A 21,863-nucleotide genomic window follows, 5' to 3' on the forward strand; every position below is an offset into this window, starting at 1 on the left:
AATGCTGGATTTTAGATAATTGGATTTTACTAATAAATTTCTACTTTTATATATGGATATTCCGGAATGGCATAAAAAAGAATTGGACCGCAGGCTTGAGAAGATTAAAAATGGACTTGAAGAGTTTCAGGATTATAAGGAAGCCATGGACGAAATTTTAAAAGAACTTGATGAAGAATGATAACACCAGCTACATTACAATTTATAGAAGACCTTAAAAAGAATAACGACCGCGACTGGTTTCAGGCAAACCAGGACCGTTACGAATTTTATAAAAAAGACTACAGGGATATGGTAGATGAATTTCTGGAAGTAATGAAACCGCTGGATGATACCCTGGAGCAACTTGAATTTAAAGACTGCTCTTACCGCATAAACCGCGATATACGTTTTAGCAAAGATAAAACACCTTACAAAACCCACATGGGCATCTGGATGTGCGAGGGCAAAAAGAACACCAACCTTGCCGGTTATTATGTACATATCGAAAAAGGTGCTGCTTTTGCGGCGGGGGGCTTATACTGGCCGGATGCCGCCGACCTTAAAAAAATACGCCGCGAAATAGATGGCTTTTATGAAGAACTGGAAGAAATTGTAGCAGCCCCCGATTTTAAAAAAGTATTTGGCAAGCTGGAAAGCAACGACACAAACACCTTAAAGTCAAGCCCAAAAGATTTTGACAAGAGCCATCCCGCAATAGAATTCCTCAAGCTTAAAAGCTTTATGGCAAGCACGCCAATAAGCGATAAAGAGCTTACCAGTAAAACTTTTGCTAAAGATATTTCTAAAAAATTAATGGCGATAAAACCTCTTATAGAATTTTTAAACCGTGGCCTTACTACCGAGTAAGGCTTTTTTAAACGTACTTTTACACCCGTAAAAATAACCTTTGCCCGTCATGGATATCCTAACCAACTACTCCCTAAAAAAATATAATACTTTTGGCATAGATGCTTCTGCCAGCCGCTTTATAGCAGTACATTCTGTAACACAACTTGCTGAAGTACTGAAGGAACACCATGACGAAAAACTTTTTATACTGGGGGGCGGCAGCAATATGCTCCTTGCAAGGTATATTGATGCCCTTGTAATTCATACAGATATTAAAGGTAAAGAGGTAGTTTGGCAGAACGATGAAACAGTACACATTAAAGCTATGGCGGGTGAAAACTGGCATGAGTTTGTACTGTATTGTATAGATAATGGGTACGGCGGTATAGAAAACCTGTCGCTTATTCCGGGCAATGTGGGCACTACACCTATACAAAATATAGGCGCTTACGGCACAGAAATTAAAGATACCATGGTAAGCTGTGAGGCTATGGATATTGCAACTCAGGAAACAGTTACTTTTACCAATGCCGACTGCGAATTTGGCTACCGCGAAAGTGTTTTTAAAGGCAAGTTTAAAAATAAATATGTTATTACATCGGTTACATTTGGGCTCACAAAAACCGCCCATAAAATAAATGTATCTTATGGCGATATTGCTGCTGAGCTGGTTAAACACAATATCGTTACCCCTACCCTTAAAGAGGTTAGCAATGCTATAACTGCAATTAGGCAAAGCAAACTACCCGACCCTAAAGAACTGGGAAACAGCGGTAGTTTCTTTAAAAATCCTATTATTACCATTGAGGAGTTTGAACGTATTTACCTGTTGCACCCTACTATGCCGCATTATACCCTGGACGATACCTATGTAAAAGTCCCGGCAGGCTGGCTTATAGAACAGGCAGGTTTTAAAGGCAAGCGTTTTGGCGATGCAGGTGTGCATGCCAAGCAGGCACTGGTACTGGTTAATTATGGCAATGCCACCAGCGAAGAGCTGTTAAGCCTTGCAAGAAAAATACAAGAAACCGTATTTAATACCTTTGGTATTAAGATCGAGGCTGAGGTTAATATTGTCTGATTTCTTAAACCTACAAGGTTTTCGGTACCTTGCAGGTTAAGGCACACAATGCTCCTGCAAGGTTTTCAAAACCTTGTAGGTGTAAATTTTATCCGCATCCATGCAAAATTATAATCAAACTCTAAACACTTTTAACTAATTTTGCAAAAAATTGAAAAGCCTATATGCTCAACATTATTTTTTGCGTGTTTGTTATTGTTGTAATCCTGCAACTTGTTTACTACTTGGGTATTTTTGGTAAATTTTCATTTGCCAAACCACAAACCATTACTCCTAAAAGGTTATCGGTTTCTATTATTGTATGCGCAAAAAATGATGCCGAAAAGGTAAAAGAGCTTATCCCCGTGCTGCTTTCGCAAAACTATCCCGATTTTGAGCTGGTGCTTATAGACAATGCATCGAGCGATGAAACCCTTGATATTTTTGAAGAGTTTGAAAAGCAGCACCGTAACATCCGCCTGGTAAAAGTAGAAAATAACGAGGCTTTTTGGGGTAATAAAAAATATGCCCTTACCCTTGGTATTAAAGCGGCAAGTAAAGATTACCTTGTGTTTACCGATGCTGACTGCTACCCTACTTCGCCCGACTGGATTACGAACATGACATCGCAGTTTACGCTGAATAAAACCATTATTTTAGGATATAGTGCCTACGAGAAACAGGCAAAATCGTTCCTTAATAAAATCATTCGTTATGATGCCGTACTAAGGGCAACACAGCAATTTGCATGGGCAAAAATAGGCAGGCCGTTTACCGGCAACGGGCGTAACCTGGCTTATAAAAAAGATGAGTTCTTTAAGCGTAACGGCTACATAAACCACATGAACATACTTACCGGAGAGGATGCCCTGTTTATAAACGATGCCGCAGGAAAAAAGAATACGGCAATATGCTACACACCGGAGAGTTTTACCTACGGTAAAGCAAAAAAAACCTTTAAAAGCTGGGCCAAGGAAAAGCGCAAAGCTGCTTTCACGGCTTCATTCTTTAAACCTTTTGACAGGTTTCAGCTTAAGTTATTTACACTATTGCAGGCTGCTTTTTTTATCCTGATGATCATGCTTTTAGTACTACAATTTAACTGGATGTTTTTAGTGCCTGTTATTGTGGTTCGTTATATTGCCGGATGGATAACCATGGCACAAAGCGCAGCAAGGCTTCACGAAAAAGATGCGGTATACTGGTACCCGGTTATGGAAATTATTATTATCTTCACACAGCTGTATGTATATGTAGCAAACCTTACCTCAAAACCGGTACATTGGAAGTAACACCCCAACTTATTCAAAAAAATGTAGAAAAGGCTAAAACGGGCGACCAGGTGGCCTTTACTTTTTTGCTGGACCATTACTGGAATGAAGTTTATGGCTTTATGCTTAAACGTACCCAGAATGAAACCGATAGCGAGGATATTGTTATAGAAACCTTCTCTAAAGCGTTTGACAGGATTGCACAATACAATCCCGAATATGCTTTTAATACCTGGCTTATTGCCATAGCCAAGAACGTACATATAGATTTGCTGCGCAAAAAGAGATCTTCGCTCTTTGTAGAAATTACCGACGAGGAAGACCAACGCGCCTATAATGTAGCCGACAGTTCCCCCACTGCCGAAGATAACCTTATTAAAGAACAAAACCTTTCGCGCCTTTTAGAATGTATAAAACACCTTAAACCACAGTACCAGGAGGTAATACAACTGCGCTATTTTCAGGAATTAAGTTACCAGGAAATCTCTGCGCAGCTTAATGAACCTCTTAATAATGTAAAAATAAAACTACTCAGGGCAAAAAAACTGCTTTTGGAAATTTTGACAAAAAAATAAAATTGAGGTCGAAATTCGAGCTGTACCAACAGTTTTATCTTGTTATTACGTTTATTTCAAACAATTCTTTAAATTTCTGATTCAATCAGAATCAATGATTTCATAAACTTTACATCTTTAATATTTTACGCTTAAAATATTTACAAAAATTTAGGGTATTTTATATACTATGCGCGCCTTCTATAACGTTGTAGTAATATAATATTAGTACAAACCTAAATCACCAGTTATTATGTCAAAAGTTAGTGTATTCAATCCTGAATGGATAGACCTTGTGTTTGAAGGCCGCAACAAAAGTTACGGAGCCTACCAGTTGCGCCGTGACGACAATAAAACAACATCTATTGCTTTATTGTCGGGCATTGGCCTGATGGCGCTGTTAGCAGGAGCCCCTGCTATTATAAATTATTTTTCGCCAAATGTAGCTGTTGCTGATAATGGTCTTAAATCTACAGAAGTGATAGTTGAGGAAATTCCCCTTTTTAAAGAACCGGAAACACCAAAACCTGACCCTGTTATTGAAGAGCCTGCAAAAGCAACTCCGGCTGCGGCTGCTCCGGAGGCATCTGCCCCTACAACGCTTTTTAAACCATTAGCGCCAACGTCTGACCCTGTAGAGGCACCACCCACTATAACTACAGTTTTAACCACAAACCCAGGCAGCGCAACAACTCCCGGAACACCAGGCGGCGTGGGCACCACACCTTCTGTAGCAGGTGTACCGGGCGGTACCGGCACAGATGAATCGTCTACAACTATAGAGACAACGGTAAGCGTAGATGTTATGCCTACCTATCCGGGTGGCATGCAAAAATTTTATGAAGAGGTGGGCAAAAAATTTCGCACCCCTACAGTAGAAGATGCGACAACACTAAGAGTATATGTGTCTTTTGTAATAGAAAAAGACGGTACAATGACTAACGTCAGGGTTTTAAAAGATCCCGGCCATGATATGGGTAAAGAAGCAATAAGGGTATTACAATCTATAAAAACAAAATGGATAGCCGGTAAAAAAGCCGGGCAGTCTGTAAGAACGGCATATAACCTGCCAATTACCATAAATGTAAATTAAAAAATCAGGTCCCGAAAGGGACTTTTTTATTGCTTTCTTTGGCTATTTATAAATACACACTTCTATTTTAAGAGCCGGGATATTTAACAACAGACGCTATTACAGTTTTTATGCTGGTAAGTAAATATAGTTTATCTTTGTACCCTAAAGTTTTTACTATATATGGAAACTGTATTAGATACCTTAAGGCCTGTTGCTGCTAACGGCCTGCTTACACAAAAACCTAAATGGCTGAGGGTAAAACTCCCTACAGGCCAAAAATATACTGAGCTTCGCGGCCTTGTAGATAAATACAAGCTTAACACTATATGCACATCGGGCAGTTGCCCTAATATGGGCGAGTGCTGGGGCGAAGGCACCGCTACTTTTATGATTCTTGGTAATGTGTGTACCCGCTCGTGCGGTTTTTGCGGTGTTAAAACCGGAAGGCCTGAAACGGTAGATTGGGACGAGCCTGAAAAAGTGGCACGTTCTATAAAGATCATGAACATTAAGCATGCCGTTATAACAAGTGTAGACCGTGATGACCTTAAAGATATGGGCTCTATTATATGGGCTGAGACCGTTAAGGCCATCCGCAGGATGAACCCTAACACTACACTGGAAACCCTTATCCCCGACTTTCAGGGTGTAGAGCGCATTTTAGACCGTATTGTACAGGTAGCACCAGAGGTAGTTTCGCACAATATGGAAACTGTAAAACGCCTTACCCGCGAGGTGCGCATACAGGCTAAATATGAACGCAGCCTTGAGGTATTGCGTTACCTTAAAGCCAGTGGTATTAACAGGACAAAATCGGGTATTATGCTTGGCCTTGGCGAAACCGAAGCCGAAGTATTACAAACAATGGCCGATCTTCGGGATGTAAATCTCGATGTACTTACCATAGGCCAATACCTGCAGCCAAGTAAAAAACATTTACCTGTAAAAGAGTTTATAACGCCTGACCAGTTTAAAAAATACGAAACTATAGGCCTGGAAATGGGCTTTAGGCACGTAGAAAGCGGTGCGTTAGTACGTTCATCATATAAAGCACAGAAACATATACTTTAATTAGTTCAAAGTTTAAGGTTTAAAGTTTTTCTTAAAGTTGTGAAAAGACAAGGAGCGCTAGATTGTGGTTCTAGAGGTCATTGTCGAATTTTATTTAAATTTTGACAAAGTAAAATAATTTGTGTTTGAGCGCAGGATTCATAACCCTGATGTCATGGTTTAATGTCGCCCTCGCTAACAAGCTAAATGCTCCTGATAAGGGGCATTTATTGTTTTTAGGCCTTGCAAAGCGTAACTTTAGCTCTAAGTTAGAAATCAAAAAATATAAGTACTGAATAGCTTATATATTGTTATCATAGAGTACACCCCTCATTTTTATTAAATACCTACAATTTAATTCAGGTACATCACATCTGTAAAGAAAATATTCGTTTATTTACTAAATATAAGATAGTTACTATTAAAGAAGGGAGTATGAGATTTTTATTTTTTTTAATTCTATTTAAAAGCTTAACCGTAGCCGGCCAACAAAATAGTATTGCCTTAAAGGTATATCTTGAAGATGCATATACGGGAAAAAACATTAAAGACGCTAAGGTTACCCTCGAAGGTTTTGGAGTGTCAGATATTGTTAGTAAGTATAATTCAAAAGAAGATTTTTATTATTTTGATGAAATCCCATACCAATATAATACAATAATGGCATATCATGAGAACTATAATGAGAAAGGCTTTTTATATGTGCAGGGATCGCCAGGTATTGTAAAACTAAAATTACATGACCCGAGATGTGTTTCTTATGATTTTGAAACACCTGTGTATACGTCAATTGATAGCCATTATAAGAGAAATAACAGCTACATAAAAAAACTTGAACGTAAAATTGAAATTGGTGAAAGAGATATTAATCTGCCAACATTTAAATATTTGTATCAGGAAGACCCCTACCATATAGCAATAATAACTAAAATGAATGGTGCCGAATTTTCAAACGATACAATAAAAAAAAGTATTAAACAACTCTCGTTAGTAATTTCCTCTTCAATTAAAGATACATCTGATAACCGTATTTGCAGATGTTTTGGAATAAATAATTATTATAGGAATCTTTATTCTGATGAAGATATTGATTATGCCGATGGGAAAATTTACAGAGGTTGTGACAATGAACTTGGTTGGGGTAGTCCATATAGGGTCTTTTTTTTAAATAAACAAAATGGGCAAAAGTTTAGTCGATTTAATTCGCCCGAAATTAAACAACTGCGGGAATTAGGATTTACGGTAGCTGCCCTTAGTTATCTGAGAATTGAATATTATGGTAAAACTGACTTTAAGCCTAAGGCTTTCTTTAATACCGAATCACCCTTTTACTCTGAAGATTATATTCCTGCAATAGATAATTATTTCCTGGCTAATTTAAGACGAATTCCTTTTCAAACTACCTTCTCAAATTTAGCAGATGATTTAGCAGCGAGATACGGAGGAAGGATGTACTCACTTTCATCCGGTGATGAAAGAGGTATTCCCAGTGTTTACTTTGCTATGCCGGTTAACAATAAGGGCGGTATAGGGTTAGGGGTATTAGATATCGCGACAGAGAAAGATTTAGAACATACTTATATTTTTACGAATACTTTAAAATAACGTTATTAAAAAATCACAGATACTGGTCTTAAAAATTTGTGGAAGTAGGGAGTTTAAAATCATGCTAAATGTAGTTTAAATAACTTGAAATCACATATATCATTAAAAATTGTGACTAACCCTAAAATTAAAGGCAACTGACAATATTATGAGTTACAACGGAAACCTCCGCAGGTCAACTTGGTTATGGCAATGGAAAATAATGCATCGTAATATTGAAACCACTTTTGAGAGATGAAAAATTTAGCGCTTGTAATGTTATGTATTAATTTAATTAGCTGCTTGGGCCAGACTTCCCAAAAACAGGATAAAAATAAAACAAATCAAAAAATGGAAAAATTTGATGTTACAAAAATAATAAATGGCTTCGGGGCAGAATCTGAAATAAAGTTCACTAAGGATGATACTATATATGAGGTTTTAGATTCTAATAATCAATATGTTGAAACAAGGAAAAAAATCAGTGAGAGCTTTACAAGACACCTTGTTTATGACAAAAAAACACTATCCTTATTGAAAGAAAGTACTTCTTTCTCCAAAATTTCATACGGTATCTACAGGGAATTTGATACAATGGGCAACGTTCTTAAAGAGGTCAATTTAGATGAAAAATTTGAATTTTCATTAGACAATTTATTGAAATTGGTAAAAATAAAATATGAAGTAGATTTTAATCAAGTTTTAAACAATTCAGTTTACAGAGGATTCGACGAGCACTTAGGAAGATACGTTTATAAAATACACCAGCATATCGATGACTACAAAATGAGATATATAATTATTGATGGCCAAACTGGCGATGTCATTAGTGACGATTATAAATTCTATTCAGAATAACTTTTAATTTCAAAAATTAAGTTTATGCCGACACACCAATATTATCCCACCCTTTCAACTGTTGTAAGCCTTAATGATTTCCCGGATTACCTAGGCTTTATTAAAGAAGGTATTCGAAGTATATTCGACAACATTTATATAAAAGACCTTCAGGCTAATTAGTTCACGGGGTGAATCAGGTTTTTAAGTATTATCTATAATTTCCCGTGAAAGTCTGCAAATTGAATGGGATTGGAGATTTTGCTGTTTTATTTTTAAGACATTTGAAGATGCTGAGGCTTATGACAGAAAAACGATGGCCATAAGTTTATGACTTGGCTTTTAAAGGCTAAGGATATTGATTTAGGCTTCTAAAAAAAATCAATATCTAATATATTTATATCCTCGCCGATAAGGAACACTTTTATCAATGAATATTGTAGGCAATATTCCCTATCGTAAATCATTTGAAATTAACTTTGGCTGGTATAAAATTTTGGATTGACAATCTTAGCTATTAATTCCCATATCTAATATCAAAAACACAAAGAACTGTAAAGATTTAGTACCTTTGCAATCATATTTTTATGTAATAAAAATGAAAAAAACAAAAATAGCCATTAACGGTTTTGGGCGCATAGGCCGTAACCTTTTCAGGCTTTTACTTAACCACCCTGCCATAGAGGTGGCTGCCATAAACGATATTGCCGATGCCCGCACCATGGCGCATCTTATTAAATATGACAGTATTCACGGCGTGTTGCCTTATGAGGTTTCGCATACCGAAGACAGCATAATCATCAACGGAATCTCCTACCCTTTTTTACGCCATGCAAACATTGCCGATATTAACTGGGCTGCCCATGATATTGATATTGCTGTAGAATCTACCGGGCGTATAAAGATGTTGGAGGAAGCCATGCAGCATGTTACATCGGGTGCTAAGAAGGTTATCCTTTCTGCCCCACCGGAAGATGACCGCATTAAAACTGTAGTTCTTGGCGTTAACGAACACATTCTTGACGGTACAGAAACCGTAATAAGCAATGCCAGCTGTACTACAAACAATGCCGCCCCAATGATGAAGATCATTAATGAGCTGTGCGGTATTGAACAGGCTTATATAACTACTATACACTCCTATACTACAGACCAGAGCCTGCACGACCAGCCGCATAAAGACCTGCGAAGGGCACGTGCTGCATCGCAGTCTATAGTACCTACAACAACGGGGGCTGCTAAAGCATTAACCAAGATTTTTCCTGAATTTATAGGCAAAATAGGCGGTGGCGGTATTCGTGTGCCGGTTCCGGATGGTTCACTTACTGATATTACGTGCTACGTAAAACGCGAGGTTAGCATTGAAGAAATTAATGCTGCTTTTAAGGCACAGGCAGAAGGTACTTTAAAAGGTATACTGGCGTATACCGAAGATCCAATAGTATCTGTAGACGTGATAGGCAACACAAATTCCTGCCTTTTTGACGCACAGTTAACATCGGTTATAGACAAAATGGTAAAGGTTGTAGGCTGGTATGATAACGAGATTGGGTATTCGTCGAGGATCATCGATCTTATTTTATTTTTAGAGAAGAAATAAGTTTTAAGATTTCTCAATTTCGATGATAGAAAAATCTCAAAAAATTATCAATAAGACACACCCCTAACCCCTCTCAAGAGGGGAACACTCAGACCTATAACTCACACCGAATTGAGTTTGAGTGAAGCTGTTCCCCTCTTGAGAGGGGTTAGGAGTGTGTATAGTATACAAGAATCTATATAGATTCTTGTGATGAAGAGTCATCCTCATCTTTAGGCGTTTCAACATAGTTATATACTATCCTGAAAACCGGGCGTTGTGGTAATAAAACCTCAGTAATTTCATCGGTATCATCTAAGATTTCAGGTTCGGGTGGTGGTGGGTTTACAAAGTTTCCGTTCTCATCAAAGCGTTTCATGAACGGATCCTGCATAGGGTCAAAATCAGGTTGCTGCCAGTGGTATACAATATCCCTTTCATATTCGGGGGTGCTGTATGCACGCGAAAAAAACAGTCCGGTAATCAATCCGCCAAGGTGCCCTTCCCAGGATATACCTTCCTCCACATCAGGAAAAACATACCATATCATACCGCCATACAGCATTATAATAGTAAGCGATAAGGCCACTAAACGGTAGTACCCCGTTTGTATACCCTTAAAAAAAATAAAGCTAACAAGTACATATATAAGTCCGCTTGCGCCTATGTGGTATGACCCGCCCCGCCCTATAAGCCAGGTTATAAAACCCGACAGCAGTATACCATACCCTATAACCCGCAATGCCTGGTCGCGGTAAAAATACCGCATGGCCGCAATAAGCACAAATAGTGGTATAGAGTTATTGTAAATATGCTCAAGGCTGCCGTGTAAAAAAGGGCTAAGCACTATACCGCGCAGTCCCGAAAACGTTCGTGGTAAAATTCCAAAATCTGTAAGATATATATGCAGCCGCACTTCTACCCAGTATACTAACCACAGCACCAGAACAAAGGCGAGGGGCCATAGTACTACCGAAGGCGAAAATTTAAATTGGTCGTTATTGTTCATGCATGTTGAAACTCAAAAACGTATCCAAAAAACGCAGCCTGTTATTTTGTCAGTATTTACGTTAAAACAAACTATAGACCTGTTTAAAAAATAGATTCTTCCTAACATTTTATAAAAACTTTATCGGGTAACAGCACTTTCGCATTTGGTGAAAAATCGTAAATTTACACTATGGAAGCACCTTTGGCAGAACGCATACGCCCGCAGCAATTATCTGAATATATAAGTCAGCAACACCTTGTGGGGCCTAACGGCTCGCTTACCCACCAGATAGCGCGCGGCATTATACCATCGCTTATTTTGTGGGGCCCTCCCGGCACCGGAAAAACTACGCTGGCGCAAATAATGGCGCAGGAAAGTAACCGCCCGTTTTATGTACTTAGTGCCATTAACGCGGGTGTTAAAGATGTGCGCGAGGTAATAGACAAAGCCAAACAAAGCGGCGGTATGTTTACCACTAAAAATCCTATTTTATTTATAGACGAGATTCACCGGTTTAGCAAGTCGCAACAGGATTCTTTGCTTAATGCTGTAGAGAAAGGTATTGTAACCCTTATAGGCGCTACTACCGAAAATCCGAGTTTTGAGGTGATACCTGCACTCCTGTCCCGCTGCCAGGTGTATGTGCTTAACGCTTTTACTAAAGATGATCTTGAGGCATTGCTGTATCGTGCCATTGAGGTTGATAAAGTAATGAAGACCAAACATATAGACCTTAAGGAAACGGAGGCTTTACTAAGGCTTTCGGGTGGCGACGGGCGAAAATTGCTTAACATTTTTGAACTCGTTGTAAATGCTACCGAGAGTGATGATGTAGAGATAACCAACGACCGTGTTATGCAGCTTGCACAAAAAAATACGGTACTGTATGACAAGACCGGAGAGCAGCATTATGATATAATTTCGGCCTTTATAAAATCGATGCGCGGCAGCGACCCCAATGGTGCCGTATACTGGCTTGCGCGAATGATTGAGGGCGGCGAAGACCTAAAATTTATTGCCCGCAGGATGCTTATTTTAGCATCTGAAGATATTGGGAATGCTAACCCCACGGCACTTATAATGGCAAATAATACGTTTCAGGCAGTGAGCACTATTGGTTACCCTGAATCGCGCATTATACTAAGCCAGTGTGCCATTTACCTGGCCACATCGCCAAAGAGCAATGCAAGCTATATGGCTATAGGCAAGGCACAAAGCGTAGTAAAGCAAACCGGCGACCTGCCCGTACCCTTACATCTGCGCAATGCCCCCACTAAGCTAATGAAGGAACTTGGCTATGGCGACGAATATAAATATGCGCACGACTATAATAACAATTTTGCCGAACAGGAATTCCTGCCCGATGAGATTACCAATACCCCTTTTTATGACCCCGGCAATAACAGCCGCGAGAACGGTACACGCGAGTTTTTAAAGAACCGCTGGAAAGGGAAGTATGGATATTAGAAGGTTCTGGGGAGCTTAGTTTCTTAGAACCTTAGAATTTAAACACAAAAAATGGGCTGTAAAGTATTTACTTTACAGCCCATTTTATTTCTAAGCGTCTAAGAAACTAAGTACCTCCGCATCTAAGCTTAAAACTTAATATTAAGCTTTTCGCTTACCAGTTTATCGTTTTGGTAATATTCAAAAAACCAGTCGTTCCCTTTTTTAAAGATAACACCATTTTTATTATCCCCTTGTGCCGTATAGTAATCCTGCTGCGATGTTTTATACATTTTAGCTACTACTTTTGGTGTAGTGTCTACCAATTGGTAGCCGTTAGCAATAGGCTGTGCAAACAACTGCCCTTCTACATTTACAGGAACCGGCGTCGCCGCCGGAGAAGACGTTACAGGCTTTATTTCCTGCGTGGTAACAGCCGCGGTAGCAGGCCCAACATATTTATAATTAAGCGATGCCAAAGAGGCAGATGCTTCCCTTAATGCTTCGTAATATGCTTTCTTGTAATCTTTCTGTTTGCTTTTACCCTCTTTAGAAGTAAACAGTACCTGCCCGCTGCAATCTTTTATCTGGATTAACAAGCCGGTGCTTAACAACCCTGAATCGTCTTTAAGGTCGCCATAAAGTGCAAGACATTTATTAAGCGCCAGTTCGTCGGGCATTTTATCATTTGTGTAATAGGCTTTAAAACCGTATTTCTCAAATACCATTTTAGTAAGCGAATTAAGCTCATACTTGTTGTTTTCTTTTAAGAAAGAAAATTTTTCCGGTATAATAATGTATTTATAATTATTAATAACCTCTGATTGTGCAAAGCAAATACCCGACAAAAGAAGGGCTAATAGTAGTAATGTCTTTTTCATTTTATTATAGTAAATTCTTAAGTTCGAGCAGGTGGTTTACCTGTATTATAGACGGGTGCGCCTCAAGGCTGTGCTCATTAAAATATATAGCATCAAGGCCGCAGTTAAGTGCTCCCTGTACATCGGCCTCTATACAGTCGCCTATCATTATGCTGTCACATCTTTCTACATTGGCAGCAGTAAGGGCATATTCAAAAATAGAGGGATGGGGCTTTTTAAAACCTGCGTTTTCAGAGTTGGTAACCGTTTCAAAATAATGGTCAATGTTTGCACTCTTCATTTTAAGCGCCTGTACCTCATGAAAACCATTGGTAATAATATGCAGGCTGTATTTAGGCTTAAGGTATTCCAGCAGCTCTACAGCACCTTCAAACAAATGGTTATTGGTAGGGAGCAGCCTTATATAATCATCAGACAGATCAGCAAGCAAGTAGTCGCTAATATTATAATTAAGGGCTGTAAAAACATCTTTAAGCCTGCCGTAACGCAATTGCTGCTGGGTTATAAGCCCATCGCGGTACAGTTTCCAGTAATTGGCATTAGCAGGAACATAATGCGTTAAAAAATCGGCCGGCTTAATGGCAATATTATACTTAGGCAAAAGCACCTCAAAGGCCAGTGCAGAGTTTTTCTCGAAATCCCAAAGGGTATGGTCGAGATCAAAAAATATGGCTTTCTTATTAGCTATACTCATAAATTATTTACTTACTATAACGGCGTTTTCTATGTGGTAGATCCAGTCGTCTACGTCGTTATCATTGTACCTGAAAGTTCCCTGAAGGGTAACGTACTGGTCTGTTTTTAATTTAGTACCGGGGTTTTTAAACTTAATGCCCATAATAGTTTCCGGCCCTGCCTGCCCGCAAAAAAAGCATGAGGCAAATACATTTTTGCTTAGTGCATAATTTTTATTATCTATGGGCACAATAAAACCGGTCATGTAAATGGTACGGCTGTTTTTAGCCTTAAGTGTAGGGTTTATAACGGGAAACATTACCCCTTCGGGATAATCTTTACTTGGCTTTTTAAGGAACTTTATCTGCCCTAAAAGCTTCCAGTTAAGTGTATCTGAAAAAACTGTACCTGATGTTGAGGTAACGGACTTTGGGATACCTGCACCCGATGGAGATGCCATAGACGCAAACACAAACCCCGAAACAATAATTGATATGATAAACAACGCTTTACGCATTTGCCAATGTTTTAGAAATATTTAAACTATATGCCTTTACAGCCGGTATTACGGCTGCTAAGATCCCCACAAAGATAGTGAGCCCAAACAAATATCCTTCCTTTTGCCACACAAACTCTAAAGGGTTAAATGACATTTTAAATTCTGATTCGCTGGAGCCCGATATAAGGCTTAGTGCTATACGACCAACAACCGTACCGAAAATAAAACCGGTCGTGCATAAAAGCAGGCTCTCTATAAGCACCAGCCACAGCAATTGCAGGCGGCTTGCCCCATTAACGCGCAAAAGCGCAAATTCGTATTTACGTTCTTTTAAAGTATTGTACAACGCTATAAAAATGCTAATGCCAGATATAAACATAATACCATAGGCTAAGTACTGCAATGCCTGCAAACCTATGCCAAACAGCGAGAACAGCCTGTTAATTTCTATAGCCGGAGAGGCTGCCTGCATTTTAGTGTTCTGGGCAATAAGGCGCGGCCACATAACAATACCCATTTTACTCCGAAATTTTATAAGCACTGCTGTTATTTCTTTGCCTTCTTCGGTAACTGCTTCGTCCTGGTGTTCATGTTCATGACTGTGCTCGTCCTCTTCTGCGTGTTCGTGTGCACCTTCATCATGCATGGCCCAAACGCTGGGTATATTACACAGTATAAGGTTATCGGCTACTTTGCCTGTAGGTGCAGCAATGCCGGTAATTATATACGCATGGTCTTCATGCAGTTCGCCTTCGGCGGCATCGCCATGCGACCCAAAGAATTTATCACCAATTTTTACATTCATTTTTGTGGCTACCGAACTGCCTATTACCACTTCAAAGTTTTTGGCAAAAGGCCTGCCTTCTTTTATGCCCTTGCCATAAATGGTAAGGTAATCAGTCGTTGTACCCACTATCCTGAAACCTTTGTAGTTGTCACCAAATGCTAAGGGCACAGCCGTTTGTACAAAGCGGTGCTTCATCCAAGTCTTAGCTTCGGTATAATCTATATTTCCTGTAGGGGCATCTATCTGGTAAACTGCAGAAAGTATAAGCTGCAACGGGCTGCCCTGCGCACCAAGCACCAGGTCTATATTATCTATATTACTGTCAAACTGTTTTTCAAATTGCTCCTGCAGTAAAATAAGCAATGTAATTATTGCCACACTTGCCGTAAGCAAAATAATGCTAAGGGCGGTGTTAAGGGGTTTAAACCAAATGTTTTTCCACGCTATCCTGGCTATCATTACAGGGAGATTTGGTTAGGGAATATATCTTTAAGCCTCTGGTCGTGGGTTACAATAACCAGTGCAGTACCATATTGTTTTGCAAGCTGTGCAAGCATACCGGCTACACGGTGGGCATTTTCGTCGTCGAGGCTGGAGGTGGGCTCATCGGCTAATAAAAGGCCGGGCTCGTTAATGAGCGCCCGTGCTACAGACACACGCTGCTGTTGCCCAATGCTAAGCTGCGATGGCTGTTTATGTAAATGATCCTGTAAATCTAATTGCTGTAAAAGCTGTTTTGCCTTTTCTGTTGCCTGCTTCCCTGTTGCAAGCCACGAGGCAAGCACAACATTTTCGAGCACGTTTAGAGATGCCACAAAATAAGACTGCTGTAATACCAACCCAATATGGCGGCCACGAAAGCGGTCTAATTTTTTTTCAGATAACCCTGTAATATTGGTTTGTTCTACAATAACCTCCCCGGCCTGTGGCCGCAGCAACCCGCCTAAAAGGTGCAGCAATGTGGTTTTACCCCGCCCGGACCCTCCTGTTATAAGCAGGCTTTCGCCCGATGGCACAGCAATATCAGGAAAGCTGAAGGTGGCGTTTTTACCATAAGAAAAGCTTAGATTTTTAGTAACAATCATTCATTTATAATATGCCTGCAAGTTAACGAAAACAGAACAAAATGGTAACACGTTAAACCCATTATGTTTTAAGGGAAGCACGTCTTTTAACATCAAAAACAATGATGCTTTGCAATGACCCAAGCTCTTCATTCTCATTTTCTATAGCCGCCTCAAGTTTAAGTTTACCCTGTTTCATAGCCTTAAGGCAACGGCTGTAAATTGTATCCCTGCTTTTAAGGTCGGCGGCGGTAAGGTCCAGCCGTATCTCTACAACCAGCCTGTTAATTTGGGCATTCGCAATGTACCGCTCTGCATTATCAGGGTCATAATTTTCAGAAAGATTGAAATCTACCATCTCGAACTCGCGGCTTTCCAGTTTTTCTGCCACCATTTTTGGTACTTCGCGGGCACGGGCCCTTAGCTCGTTAGGGAGTGTATACTCCCCATCGTATTTAAAGGTCATCGTGTAATTATACATAGCTTTTTTTTATTTAAAGTTACTGATTTTACGATACCTGCATTTGCGGTTTAACATATTAAGAGGTCATAAATATTAGCTAAAATTAAATAAGATTCTAAAAAATGAACGCTTGCACGTATAAAAATATATTCTTATGTGGCTTGTATAAATATATTTTATACTTTTACGTAACTAATTACGTAATTAATAATAAATGGAATTTTTCGATAAAATAGGCAAGATGGCTATAGGCAGCAGGCTAAGGATGCTCTCTGAAATTGTAACCGAAGATGCATCCAAAATATACAACCTTTACGGCATCGATTTTCATCCAAAATGGTTTCCGGTATATTATGTATTGGCAGAGGGTAAGGCAAACACCATAACTTCCATCGCTAAAGAGATAGGGCATTCGCATCCATCTGTAAGTAAAATTATAAGCGAAATGGTAAAGGCCGGACTGGTTTTAGAGAAAAGCGAAACAACAGATGGCAGGCGCAATGTGGTATCACTGTCTGCCAAAGGCAATGAGGTTACCTTAAAGATACAGGACCAGTATACCGATCTTAACAGTGCTATTGAAGACATGCTTGGCCAAACCACACATAACCTGTGGAAAGCACTGGCTGAATGGGAATTTTTACTGGAACAAAAGTCGTTACTAAAACGCGTTACAGAGCAGCAAAAGCTGAGGGAACGCAGCAATGTAACCATTGTTGACTTTGAGTCAATGTACCTTGATGCCTTTGTAAACCTTAACACCGAGTGGATATCGCATTATTTTAAAATGGAAGAATCTGACTATAAAGCCCTTAATAATGCCGAAGAATACATTTTAAACAATGGCGGATATATTCTCGTAGCACTATACAAAGGAGAGCCTTTAGGCGTATGTGCCTTAATAAAATACCCTACAGATGATTTTGATTTTGAATTGGCTAAGATGGCGGTTTCGCCAAAGGCACAGGGCAAAAATATTGGTGGGTTGTTAGGTGCCGCAGTCATTGACAAGGCAAAAAGCCTGGGAGCAAAAAAACTGTATCTTGAAAGTAACACCATTTTAAAACCTGCAATAAACCTGTACCACAAGCTGGGTTTTGTAAAAATACCAGAACGCCCTACCCCTTACGAACGCTGCAACATACAAATGGAGTTAGTGCTGTAACCATTTAGCAGCCCCATCTTCATTATGGATACAACTACCCTTAATATGGTTATATTTACTACGCCTGTTGTAGCGAACTTTGTAGTGTACTATACAATCAAAAAAAAACTATAACAAAATGAGCATTAAAAAAGTAAACTTAGGAAACCAGGGGCTTGTAGTGCCTGCCATAGGGTTAGGCTGTATGGGAATGACCACTATAGCCGGTGCTGATATTTATGGCAAAGCTGATGAAGCCGAAGCTATTAAAACCATTCACCGCTCATTAGAGCTTGGCGGTAATTTTCTTGACACTGCCGATTTATATGGACCATTGCTTAACGAAAGGCTGATTGCAAAAGCTATTACCGGCAATCGTGGCAACTATATTATTGCCACAAAATTTGCCTGGGAAATAGACGACAACGAGCAGCTTACCTGGAAAATAAATGGTAAAAAGGATTACGTTAAAAAAGCAGTAGAGCGTTCGCTAAAAAACCTGGGTACTGATTATATAGACCTTTACTACATGCACCGCCTTGATCCTGAAACCCCTATTGAAGAAACTGTGGGTGCCATGGCAGATCTTGTTAAAGAAGGTAAAGTGGGTTATATTGGGCTTAGCGAGGTATCATCTGAAACTATTAAACGTGCCCATGCCTTACATCCTGTAACAGCTTTACAATCAGAATATTCTTTGTTTGAGCGTAGTGTTGAGGAAGAAGGCATTTTAGACACCCTTAAAGATTTAGGCATTGGCTTTGTGCCCTACTCGCCTTTAGGCCGTGGGTTTATATCAGGAGAAATAAAAAGTCCGGACGATTTTCCTGAAAATGATTTCCGCAGGGGTATTCCTAAATTTCAGGGAGAGCAATTTTATAAAAACATTGAGCTGCTTAATGAGATCAATAAACTTGCTGCCGAAAAAAATGTTACACCTTCTCAGCTTGCTATTGCATGGACGGTTAATAAGGGTTTTGTACCAATACCGGGAACCAAACGCGTAAAATATGCAGAACAAAACATTGCTGCCGCAGCTATAGCGCTTACTACACAAGATGCTCAAAGGCTGGAAAGCATTATTCCGCTGGGTACTGCAACCGGTAACCGCTATGACGACTGGGGAATGACCATGGTGAGCCTTTAGGCAATAGGCAATAGGCAGCATTACAAGTTCCGAATTACAAAAGGCAAATCTCAAAAAAGTTGTCACAGTAATTGCAATAATCAGTTTAAAACAAGCCACGAATGCATTATTAAGCTAATTTTATGGTGTACTTCGTGGCTAACTTTATTACTATGAAAAAGACAATTCAGGGTCCGGTTATATTAAACTCAATTTCTGAAATGCACCGTGCTATGGGGATACCAGAGCCCGAACATCCGCTAATAAGCATTGTAAACTTTAGCGATGTAAGGCAGCATTCAGAAATACTGGAACATGGCCTTGTGCTTAACGTATACATGATCGCACTTAAAAAAGATTATAAGGGCAAGGTAAAATACGGGCAAAACTTTTATGATTTTGATGAAGGCATGATGTCTTTTATTGCGCCGGGACAGATATGTTACCAAAACGAACCCGGTTATGAGCCACTCTCGGGGAGCATGCTTATCTTTCACCCCGATTTTTTAAGAGGCTACGCCCTCGACAAAAATATTAAAGCGTTTGAGTTTTTCTCTTATGCAGCTAACGAAGCGTTATATCTTTCTAAAAAAGAAGAGGTAATGATAGAAGGTGTTTTTTGCAATATTGCTCAGGAGTACCATAGTAATATAGACAACTTTAGCCAGGACGTTATTGTATCGCACATAGAGTTGTTGCTTAACTACAGCAATCGTTTTTACAACAGGCAGTTTATTACCCGCAAAAATGCAAACAACGGCCTGCTTATTAAACTGGAAGACATCCTTGAAAATCATTTTAAGAACAGTGAGAATACAGGATTGCCCACGGTGAAATACCTTGCCGACACCCTTAATGTTTCGGCCAGCTACCTTAGCGATATGCTACGCACCCATACGGGGCAAAATGCACAGCAGCACATACATAATAAACTGATAGAAAAAGCTAAAGAAGTACTTACCACTACCCCACTTTCGGTTAGCGAAATTGCTTACCAACTGGGTTTTGAATATCCACAGTCATTTAGCAAACTGTTTAAGACCAAGACAAATTTAAGCCCGCTGGAATACAGGAAAATGTTTAATTAACTTACTCCTGAAACACCACGATTTCCTGTTTAGTGTCTTTAATTCTTATTGTAATGGTATTATATTGCCATGTGTTATTGCCTTTTGTAGCAATAACATCCATTTTACCTTTGGCCTTGCTGCCCTTTACCCTAACAGATAAATTTACATGATTATTATTGTCTGAATATTCTACGTTGCTCTCTATAATGGCCATTTGGTCTATAGGTTCTAAAGTGCCCAATACTTTTACCACCTCTTTATTTTGCTGTGCCTGTTTTAAGGCGTCTTTGTAAAGTGCATCGTCATTAAGAGCTGTTACATAACCGCCCATTTGCGCATCTGATACTGTAGAGAACAACGCGCTGCCTAAAAAACAAACCACTACTATTACCGGCAATAACCATTTTATGTTGCGTTGCAGCCAGTTTTTATTTTTAATTGTGTCGTTATCCATTATTAACCTAATTATAAAATACCTGCATCGGCAAAGCTGAAGTAGCTATGCTCGGTTATAATTACGTGGTCGAGCACTTTAATATCGAGCGAATGTCCCGCCATTTTTAACTGGCGTGTTACCTGCTTATCTGCTTCACTTGCTGTTAATGTACCCGATGGGTGGTTGTGTACCAGTATCATCCCTACAGCATTATGCTCTAACGCGGTTTTAAATACAATGCGTACATCTACAACAGTACCCGTCATTCCACCTTTACTGAGCTGTGTTTTATAAATAACCTTGTTAGAATTGTTAAGGTAAATAATCCAGAATTCTTCATGTTGAAGTTCGCCTATTATAGGTTGCATGATCTCGAACACCGTTTTACTTGCGGTAATACGTTTCAGGTCGACTGTTTCTTCATCGCGGCGGCGTCGCCCCAATTCCATCGCGGCAGCAATACTTATTGCTTTGGCTTCGCCTATGCCTTTAAAGCCCATAAGCTGTTGCAGCGACTGCTTGCCCAGTGCATTAAGGTTGTTATCTACACTGGCAAGTATGCGTTTGCTAAGCTCTACCGCGCTCTCGTTACGGCTACCCGACCCTATTAGTATGGCAATCAGTTCGGCATCGCTAAGAGCAGCCTTGCCTTTAAGCATTAACTTTTCGCGGGGCTGGTCGTCTTCCGCCCAATATTTTATCGAGAAATTTCCCTGGTTTTCTTCCATAAGGTGTTTGAAGTATGAAACGAATTTAAACAAATTAATTTAACACCCTAACTTTTTGCCGTTATGATTTATCATTCTTATTTCAATCCTGGCTATAGCGTATACCCTATATTACTTTAAAGATATTTTTAGCCCCATTTCGTTTTTCATGTGTAGCACAACCTCTGCATTGCCTTTTGCGTCATCTACAGGATTATGGGTATGTTCTGTTTTTCGCAAATGTTTCCATTGTGCAAAAGTATCCTTAACGAGCCCACAATATAAATCAGATATTCTTCTGGACGAAAACCCAAAAGGGTTCCTGCCCGTAAAATGGTGAAAATACCAACAAATAAACATCCAGTCGAAGCCATTGTTATCGCTCATAAAAACGGGCCGCCCTTTACTATTTACTTTTATCCATTCTTCAAAGGCAAGCATTGTTTCTGTAGGATCATCAAATAACAACGTCTCTTCCCTGCTGAATCCGGAAACAGCCAGGGCTTCTGGCACGAACTTTTGAGATATAGGCCTTATCTTTCCGTAAAAAGTTTTATTTAATGCCTCGTCTACCAGCACTGCGCCAAAACATATCATCGAATAATCTCCGGGTATAGGCCCATCTGACTCTATATCTACTACAAAATAGCTCATGACAATTAATAATTGTGCACAATTTAAACAAATTAAGCTATTAATTATCATACTACCATACAATATTATTACGTTCTCA

25 protein-coding genes are annotated in these 21,863 nt (G+C 39.5%); 15 read left to right on the forward strand and 10 right to left on the reverse strand.

Annotation, left to right across the window (positions count from 1 at the left end; translation table 11 throughout):
• The first annotated feature begins 52 nt into the window (after positions 1–52).
• From F565_RS22605 to gap, 11 genes are all read left to right on the forward strand, one after another.
• Positions 53–181 carry an addiction module protein gene (locus F565_RS22605; RefSeq protein ID WP_020212106.1) on the forward strand — a complete coding sequence of 43 codons (129 nt, stop codon included), beginning with the start codon at positions 53–55 and terminating at the stop codon, positions 179–181.
• Positions 178–849 (forward strand): DUF2461 domain-containing protein, encoded by a 672-nt coding sequence (locus F565_RS0105020; RefSeq protein WP_020212107.1) that lies wholly within the window; start codon positions 178–180, stop codon positions 847–849. The genes F565_RS22605 and F565_RS0105020 overlap by 4 nt, the downstream gene beginning before the upstream one ends.
• A 49-nt stretch (positions 850–898) precedes the next feature.
• Complete coding sequence (murB, locus tag F565_RS0105025) at positions 899–1,912, forward strand: UDP-N-acetylmuramate dehydrogenase (protein WP_020212108.1); 1,014 nt, start codon at positions 899–901, stop codon at positions 1,910–1,912.
• 164 nt (positions 1,913–2,076) lie between these two features.
• On the forward strand, positions 2,077–3,183 hold the full coding sequence (locus F565_RS23185; protein ID WP_020212109.1) for a glycosyltransferase: 1,107 nt from the start codon (positions 2,077–2,079) through the stop codon (positions 3,181–3,183).
• Positions 3,174–3,737 (forward strand): RNA polymerase sigma factor, encoded by a 564-nt coding sequence (locus F565_RS0105035; protein WP_020212110.1) that lies wholly within the window; start codon positions 3,174–3,176, stop codon positions 3,735–3,737. Before F565_RS23185 ends, F565_RS0105035 begins: the two co-directional genes overlap by 10 nt.
• 232 nt (positions 3,738–3,969) lie before the next feature.
• Positions 3,970–4,809: an energy transducer TonB gene (locus F565_RS0105040; RefSeq protein WP_020212111.1), complete on the forward strand. Its 840-nt coding sequence runs from the start codon at positions 3,970–3,972 to the stop codon at positions 4,807–4,809.
• Positions 4,810–4,971: 162 nt separating this feature from the next.
• Positions 4,972–5,862, forward strand: a complete 891-nt coding sequence (gene lipA, locus F565_RS0105045) for a lipoyl synthase (RefSeq protein WP_020212112.1) — start codon at positions 4,972–4,974, stop codon at positions 5,860–5,862.
• Positions 5,863–6,276: 414 nt separating this feature from the next.
• A complete protein-coding gene (locus F565_RS0105055; RefSeq protein ID WP_020212114.1) occupies positions 6,277–7,446 on the forward strand; it encodes a hypothetical protein in 1,170 nt (389 codons plus the stop codon).
• Between the two features lie 234 nt (positions 7,447–7,680).
• Positions 7,681–8,283 (forward strand): hypothetical protein, encoded by a 603-nt coding sequence (locus F565_RS0105060; RefSeq protein WP_020212115.1) that lies wholly within the window; start codon positions 7,681–7,683, stop codon positions 8,281–8,283.
• 24 nt (positions 8,284–8,307) lie between these two features.
• Positions 8,308–8,445 carry a hypothetical protein gene (locus tag F565_RS22820; RefSeq protein ID WP_020212116.1) on the forward strand — a complete coding sequence of 46 codons (138 nt, stop codon included), beginning with the start codon at positions 8,308–8,310 and terminating at the stop codon, positions 8,443–8,445.
• A 415-nt stretch (positions 8,446–8,860) separates the two neighbouring features.
• Entirely contained in the window at positions 8,861–9,862 is a 1,002-nt protein-coding gene (gene gap / locus F565_RS0105070; RefSeq protein ID WP_020212117.1) for a type I glyceraldehyde-3-phosphate dehydrogenase, read from the forward strand.
• 175 nt (positions 9,863–10,037) lie between these two features.
• Here the strand turns inward: gap and F565_RS0105075 are convergent, their stop codons facing one another.
• Positions 10,038–10,850 carry a rhomboid family intramembrane serine protease gene (locus F565_RS0105075; RefSeq protein WP_020212118.1) on the reverse strand — a complete coding sequence of 271 codons (813 nt, stop codon included), beginning with the start codon at positions 10,848–10,850 and terminating at the stop codon, positions 10,038–10,040.
• Between the two features lie 171 nt (positions 10,851–11,021).
• Here F565_RS0105075 and F565_RS0105085 point away from each other — a divergent pair, with 171 nt between their 5' ends.
• Positions 11,022–12,299, forward strand: a complete 1,278-nt coding sequence (locus tag F565_RS0105085; protein WP_020212120.1) for a replication-associated recombination protein A — start codon at positions 11,022–11,024, stop codon at positions 12,297–12,299.
• Positions 12,300–12,427: 128 nt separating this feature from the next.
• Here the strand turns inward: F565_RS0105085 and F565_RS0105090 are convergent, their stop codons facing one another.
• From F565_RS0105090 to F565_RS0105115, 6 genes are all read right to left on the reverse strand, one after another.
• Positions 12,428–13,159 (reverse strand): hypothetical protein, encoded by a 732-nt coding sequence (locus tag F565_RS0105090; RefSeq protein WP_020212121.1) that lies wholly within the window; start codon positions 13,157–13,159, stop codon positions 12,428–12,430.
• Between the two features lie 4 nt (positions 13,160–13,163).
• A complete protein-coding gene (locus tag F565_RS0105095; RefSeq protein ID WP_020212122.1) occupies positions 13,164–13,853 on the reverse strand; it encodes a YjjG family noncanonical pyrimidine nucleotidase in 690 nt (229 codons plus the stop codon).
• 3 nt (positions 13,854–13,856) lie between these two features.
• Positions 13,857–14,351: a hypothetical protein gene (locus tag F565_RS0105100; protein ID WP_020212123.1), complete on the reverse strand. Its 495-nt coding sequence runs from the start codon at positions 14,349–14,351 to the stop codon at positions 13,857–13,859.
• Positions 14,344–15,579 carry an ABC transporter permease gene (locus F565_RS0105105; protein ID WP_020212124.1) on the reverse strand — a complete coding sequence of 412 codons (1,236 nt, stop codon included), beginning with the start codon at positions 15,577–15,579 and terminating at the stop codon, positions 14,344–14,346. Before F565_RS0105105 ends, F565_RS0105100 begins: the two co-directional genes overlap by 8 nt.
• Positions 15,579–16,205, reverse strand: coding sequence for an ABC transporter ATP-binding protein (locus tag F565_RS0105110; RefSeq protein ID WP_020212125.1), 627 nt, complete (start codon positions 16,203–16,205; stop codon positions 15,579–15,581). Before F565_RS0105110 ends, F565_RS0105105 begins: the two co-directional genes overlap by 1 nt.
• 61 nt (positions 16,206–16,266) lie before the next feature.
• On the reverse strand, positions 16,267–16,665 hold the full coding sequence (locus F565_RS0105115; protein WP_154652534.1) for a hypothetical protein: 399 nt from the start codon (positions 16,663–16,665) through the stop codon (positions 16,267–16,269).
• Positions 16,666–16,861: 196 nt separating this feature from the next.
• Here F565_RS0105115 and F565_RS0105120 point away from each other — a divergent pair, with 196 nt between their 5' ends.
• The 3 genes from F565_RS0105120 (at position 16,862) to F565_RS0105130 (ending at position 20,005) form a co-directional block, all read left to right on the forward strand.
• Positions 16,862–17,812 (forward strand): bifunctional helix-turn-helix transcriptional regulator/GNAT family N-acetyltransferase, encoded by a 951-nt coding sequence (locus tag F565_RS0105120; RefSeq protein ID WP_020212127.1) that lies wholly within the window; start codon positions 16,862–16,864, stop codon positions 17,810–17,812.
• A gap of 118 nt (positions 17,813–17,930) precedes the next feature.
• On the forward strand, positions 17,931–18,938 hold the full coding sequence (locus F565_RS0105125) for an aldo/keto reductase (RefSeq protein WP_020212128.1): 1,008 nt from the start codon (positions 17,931–17,933) through the stop codon (positions 18,936–18,938).
• 152 nt (positions 18,939–19,090) lie between these two features.
• Positions 19,091–20,005 (forward strand): helix-turn-helix domain-containing protein, encoded by a 915-nt coding sequence (locus tag F565_RS0105130; RefSeq protein ID WP_026299892.1) that lies wholly within the window; start codon positions 19,091–19,093, stop codon positions 20,003–20,005.
• A gap of 1 nt (position 20,006) precedes the next feature.
• On the opposite strand, the gene F565_RS0105135 is transcribed toward F565_RS0105130, so the two are convergent.
• From F565_RS0105135 to F565_RS0105145, 3 genes are all read right to left on the reverse strand, one after another.
• Positions 20,007–20,441: a cytochrome c oxidase assembly factor Coa1 family protein gene (locus F565_RS0105135; protein ID WP_020212130.1), complete on the reverse strand. Its 435-nt coding sequence runs from the start codon at positions 20,439–20,441 to the stop codon at positions 20,007–20,009.
• 11 nt (positions 20,442–20,452) lie between these two features.
• Positions 20,453–21,151, reverse strand: coding sequence for a RadC family protein (gene radC / locus F565_RS0105140; RefSeq protein ID WP_020212131.1), 699 nt, complete (start codon positions 21,149–21,151; stop codon positions 20,453–20,455).
• 111 nt (positions 21,152–21,262) lie between these two features.
• Positions 21,263–21,784: a 3'-5' exonuclease family protein gene (locus F565_RS0105145; RefSeq protein WP_020212132.1), complete on the reverse strand. Its 522-nt coding sequence runs from the start codon at positions 21,782–21,784 to the stop codon at positions 21,263–21,265.
• Positions 21,785–21,863 lie beyond the last annotated feature (79 nt).

The organism is Flavobacterium rivuli WB 3.3-2 = DSM 21788 (assembly GCF_000378485.1).
GTDB lineage: Bacteria > Bacteroidota > Bacteroidia > Flavobacteriales > Flavobacteriaceae > Flavobacterium > Flavobacterium rivuli.